We start from the raw sequence: 4,334 nt of genomic DNA, 5'->3' as shown, positions 1-4,334 counted from the left end.
TTTTGTGTTTTCATAAGTGACTATAATTAAGTGTTTAATTTTTAGTCAACCTATTTCAGGAAAGTACAATTTTTTTATTGTTGCCAACGTTGTTGTATATGGTTTGTTGCGTGTTTCAAGCACCTAATTTAGTAAATAATTACCGACCAAGAAAGTCCGCGAGGACTTTCGTAAGTAGGCAAGAAGCCAGCAATAAATTATATACGGTGTTGGCATTTCGTTGTTTTTATTCCAACATATTTTTATTCAGCTAAATTCCTATTTTTTTTGCGTTTGAGTGAATTCCGTCAGCTATTTTTTTGCAAACTTTTTCAATTCAGATTTAGTACAGATTTCTATTAGAATCCTTTTTTTCTCTATCAAAGGATTTGGCTAAATTTTTTAATTCAGTTTTCTTATCGTTTTCAGACATTTTTTCATTTCCTGTAATTCTATTCTTTAATAAATCATATTTTTTCTTTAGAGATTTAAGATGGTCATTTTGTCCTAATGAATGTAATTTTAGTGTTTCCATATTTTTATTTTTTCCAGCATTAGAGTAAATTCGGTCAGCGATTTATTCCGCAAACTTTTCAATTCCGATGGAGTTAGAAATTCTGCATTTAATTCGGATTTTGCTTTTCAATTCAGTTTTCGATTCCGCAAACTAACTAAAAGTCAAACGTGTCGTTTTAAAAGCCAAATAATCCTGCTTTAAAATGTTCCCAATCTGAAAAAATAGTTCGAGCAATTAAGAATGTTGCAACTAAAATCAGAATTTTTAAATATTCTTTTTTAGTCAGTTTATTTAATTTTTTTATGTTTGTCATAATTTTGTTTTGAGTTCGTTCGTCAATGAATGCCAACGTTTGTGTATAAAAATTTTTGCGATAAAAAAACACGGCTATTTTCCGCAGGAAAATAGAAAGTGTTTAAAAAGCAAAGACCTTTAATTTAGCTTAAAATTAAGCAATTTTTTTTATACGGTGTTATAATCTTTTGCGAAACATTTGAGTAAACACGTTTTGATTCCGTTTTCAACTTTTCAGCATTTGAGTGATTTCCCACATTTTTACTTTAAAAGACTTTTTACGAAAAAAAGACGCGAAAAAATTCCGCTTTTTGGTTTCGAGTTTGAGTAAATTCAAACGTTTTGATTCCGCAAACATTTTCAATTCCGTTTGAGTTGTAATTCGTGAGAGAGTGTTCCAAAAATTTAGTTTTCACAAACTTGCTAAATTCCAAATTTGAGTGAGTTCCACAAAGATTTTTATTCAGAATTTGAGTGGATTTTTACGTTTTTAATTCACTTTCTTTCAGATTTCAGATTTTTCTGAGCAATTGATTATAACGTTGTTGTATAAGCTTTGTTGCGTGTTTTAAACAACTAATTTAGTAAATAAAACACAAACCAAGAAAGTCCACGAGGACTTTCGCAAGTGAGCAAAAAGCCAGCAATAAAGTTTATACGGTGTTGTGGTGCGTTTTTATTTTTCCGTTTATTATTTTACTTATTTCTTCAGCTTTATCAACTATCATAAAATGTTCTCCTTTATCTATCAAAATTGTGTTTTTTTCTTTTGGTGGAAGCATTTTATCTTTTGAACCTCCAATTTTAATTAAATTCAATAATTTTGATTCATTTTTCCAATTCACAAGTTCTCTTATTGCCCATTTCGTAAAATTCAAATCTGTATCGTCTAAAATAGAATTCAATAATTCCTTCTTTTTAGTTCCGAACATAAAGCGAGCAATTAATTTAGGTGGATTCAGAAATCTTTCGGGAATTAATTCTATAATTTTCGTTTTTCCAAATATTCTTATAATTCCGCTTAATTCATTTTTTGTCTCAACTGACGAAATTAAAATCGTGAATTTCGGTTTCGTAAGTTTGCTGATTTCAGTTGCTATTAATCCTCCAAAACTTACTCCCAAAATTCCAAATTCTTGTTCGTTTCCGATTCCATATTCTTTAATTAAGCGTTTTGAGTATTCAATAATTGGCTCTTTCTTCTCTGGTTTTATCCATTCAACAGGAATCAAATTGTGTTCAAGAGTTAGATATTTAAAAACTCTTTGATCCGCACCAAGTCCACTAATTGTAAATATTTTCATTCAGTTCGCTTTCGGTTTTTATTCAATTATATTTCTGTGAATACTTGTATTGTATTTTTGAATTCGGTATTTTCTTTTATCTATTATAGTGTCTTTCTTTTTTTTAAAATCAATTGCGAAAATTCCATAATCAGATTCTACAACTTTAACTTCGAAACAGTCATTTATTTTAATTCCTAACCTTTCAATTCCATTTACTGTTAAATCTGTTATTTTATGATAAACAGTGTTGTTTTTAACAAAATAAAAATAGACAACATCTTTTCTTGTTGTTCGCCCTTTCATTGATTTTGGTCTTAACTTTTCAATTACTCCATAAGTTACGAATGAATTATTCTCTAACTTTTCTTCCCTTTTTTTTCCGTTAAAATAAATTAGAATGAAAATAGGCAAAGCAATCAGTATTATATACCTGATTTTTTTTATCGAACTTATTTCCTTCTTTTTCGACTTCTTTTTTTTCTTGGCCATTTTTTATTAAAATATCATTCAGATTTTGAGTGAGTAATGCACCACAACGTTGTTGTATATGGTTTGTTGCGTTGTTTAAGCAACTAATTTAGTAAATAATTACCGACCAAGAAAGTCCGCGAGGACTTTCGCAAGTAGGCGAGAAGCCAGCAATAAATTATATACGGTGTTGGCAGTAGTATTTAATATTTACAGTTTTTATTAGACCAAATACTTTTCAAATTTTCTAAAGGACTCATTTTGTAATCATAAAATGTTCCAGATGGTGAGACACTGACATTTCCAACTCGATTTAAAATTATTAATTTGTTAGATTCTAAAAAAGGCATTAATTCTTCAAATAACTTTATATCAGATTCTTTCAAATCAAGATTGATTCTTTGTCCACTTTTTAATGCTGGAATTAATTCAACATGATATTTGTTTAATTTATCTAAATGCTGATTCAATTTATCCCAATATGTGTATTGGTTTTCTAAGTTTTTGACAGATTCAACAAATGATGAAAAATCAATTTCAGGTGTTTTTGAACCAAGTTCATGAGCTAATACAGGAAAAAGTAATTTCAAACTTGAAATTTCGTTAGCAGAAGCTGCTTGTAAAAGATTCAAAGGAATTGGCAGTTTTCCTGGTTTCATTCCAGAGTGACAAAAAGGAATTACGGGAATATTTCTAATCCACCCTGCACCTGCTTCAAAATTTATCCAAGGTCTTTTTACAGATTTCGGACTACATAGGATTATTTCAATTGCGCAAGATTTTAAAGATTCCGTTATATTATCAAGCCATTTTTGACCTAATGAAATACTTTGTTCGTCTGAAGAAACAAATACCTCTATCATTCCTAAGAATGCATTTTCAATTAATTCTTTAGTTTTTATAGCAAGTTCTTTTTCTTCTGTAATATGTGAAATAAAAATTATTTTTTTGTCCATTTTTTCAATATTTAGTACTGCTTTTATATTACTGCCAACGTCTTTGTATAAGGAAAGTTGCGTAATTTAAGCAGTAAAGTTAGTAAATAAAACACGAACCAAGAAAATCCGCGAGGATTTTCGTAAGTAAGCTATTGCCAGCAATTTTTTTTATACAGTGTTGTAAGTAGTTATTTTCTTTTTGTTAATTCATTATTTATTAAATCAAATAACTCTTTAAATGTTATCTCCAATGTATTTGTATAAATCTGGATAGGAGAATCAAATCGTTTAAAATTTGATTCTAAAATTTTTCTTACTAAACTATTATTTTGTTTTTTAATAAATTCCTCTGGGTTGTCAACAATAACTCGAATATATTTCCGATTCATTACTTTTTGAGCTTCAATTCTTTCAATATTTTCCCATTTAATCAATCCTATATTTTGAGCTGATGAATTTTCATAAATTCCTTCTTGGGAAATCTTAATTCCATATTTGTTATCAAGAAATTTTTTTAATATTAGAATTACTCCAAACCCAAAAAATGTAATCGATAATAATCCTATGACCATTTTTATAATTTGACCATTTACCAATTCCAAATTTAATTCAGGAGCAAGAAATGCTATCCAAAATCCTAATACAACAAATATTAAAGAAGGTAGCATTAGAATTATCATTCTAAACCTATCTTTTTTAATGATTATTTCTTCCTTTTTCATTTTTTTTAATTACTTACAACGTTTTGGTATAAAAATTTTTGCGATTTAAAAATGCGGCAAATTTTCCACCGGAAAATTAGAAGCATTTTTAAAAAAGCAAAAAGCATTGATTAGGCATAAATTTAAGCAA

At 28.3% G+C, this 4,334-nt stretch carries 6 protein-coding genes; all 6 read right to left on the bottom strand.

Annotation, left to right across the window (positions count from 1 at the left end; all coding sequences use genetic code 11):
• Positions 1 to 322: 322 nt before the first annotated feature.
• The 6 genes from SHK09_RS15240 to SHK09_RS15215 all read right to left on the bottom strand — a co-directional run bounded on the left by SHK09_RS15240 (position 323) and on the right by SHK09_RS15215 (position 4,204).
• Complete coding sequence (locus SHK09_RS15240; RefSeq protein WP_319811651.1) at positions 323 to 514, bottom strand: hypothetical protein; 192 nt, start codon at positions 512 to 514, stop codon at positions 323 to 325.
• 157 nt (positions 515 to 671) lie between these two features.
• Positions 672 to 809: a hypothetical protein gene (locus tag SHK09_RS15235; protein WP_319811650.1), complete on the bottom strand. Its 138-nt coding sequence runs from the start codon at positions 807 to 809 to the stop codon at positions 672 to 674.
• Between the two features lie 634 nt (positions 810 to 1,443).
• On the bottom strand, positions 1,444 to 2,094 hold the full coding sequence (locus tag SHK09_RS15230; protein ID WP_319811649.1) for an alpha/beta hydrolase: 651 nt from the start codon (positions 2,092 to 2,094) through the stop codon (positions 1,444 to 1,446).
• An 18-nt stretch (positions 2,095 to 2,112) separates the two neighbouring features.
• The gene (locus SHK09_RS15225; protein ID WP_319811648.1) at positions 2,113 to 2,379 is read right to left on the bottom strand and encodes a hypothetical protein; all 267 of its coding nucleotides are present in this window, start codon (positions 2,377 to 2,379) and stop codon (positions 2,113 to 2,115) included.
• Between the two features lie 368 nt (positions 2,380 to 2,747).
• Positions 2,748 to 3,500: a toll/interleukin-1 receptor domain-containing protein gene (locus SHK09_RS15220; protein ID WP_319811647.1), complete on the bottom strand. Its 753-nt coding sequence runs from the start codon at positions 3,498 to 3,500 to the stop codon at positions 2,748 to 2,750.
• Positions 3,501 to 3,670: 170 nt separating this feature from the next.
• Positions 3,671 to 4,204: an STM3941 family protein gene (locus SHK09_RS15215; RefSeq protein WP_319811646.1), complete on the bottom strand. Its 534-nt coding sequence runs from the start codon at positions 4,202 to 4,204 to the stop codon at positions 3,671 to 3,673.
• Positions 4,205 to 4,334 lie beyond the last annotated feature (130 nt).

This window comes from Polaribacter sp. PL03 (assembly GCF_033875165.1).
GTDB lineage: Bacteria > Bacteroidota > Bacteroidia > Flavobacteriales > Flavobacteriaceae > Polaribacter.
The sequence above is the reverse complement of the archived record's forward strand: the minus strand, read 5'-3'. Positions and strand labels throughout refer to the sequence as shown.

Coding starts and splice junctions, on each gene's coding strand:
- SHK09_RS15240 (WP_319811651.1), bottom strand. CDS start 514: ATGGAAACACTAAAATTACATTCATTAGGACAAAATGACCATCTTAAA.
- SHK09_RS15230 (WP_319811649.1), bottom strand. CDS start 2,094: ATGAAAATATTTACAATTAGTGGACTTGGTGCGGATCAAAGAGTTTTT.
- SHK09_RS15235 (WP_319811650.1), bottom strand. CDS start 809: ATGACAAACATAAAAAAATTAAATAAACTGACTAAAAAAGAATATTTA.
- SHK09_RS15215 (WP_319811646.1), bottom strand. CDS start 4,204: ATGAAAAAGGAAGAAATAATCATTAAAAAAGATAGGTTTAGAATGATA.
- SHK09_RS15225 (WP_319811648.1), bottom strand. CDS start 2,379: ATGAAAGGGCGAACAACAAGAAAAGATGTTGTCTATTTTTATTTTGTT.
- SHK09_RS15220 (WP_319811647.1), bottom strand. CDS start 3,500: ATGGACAAAAAAATAATTTTTATTTCACATATTACAGAAGAAAAAGAA.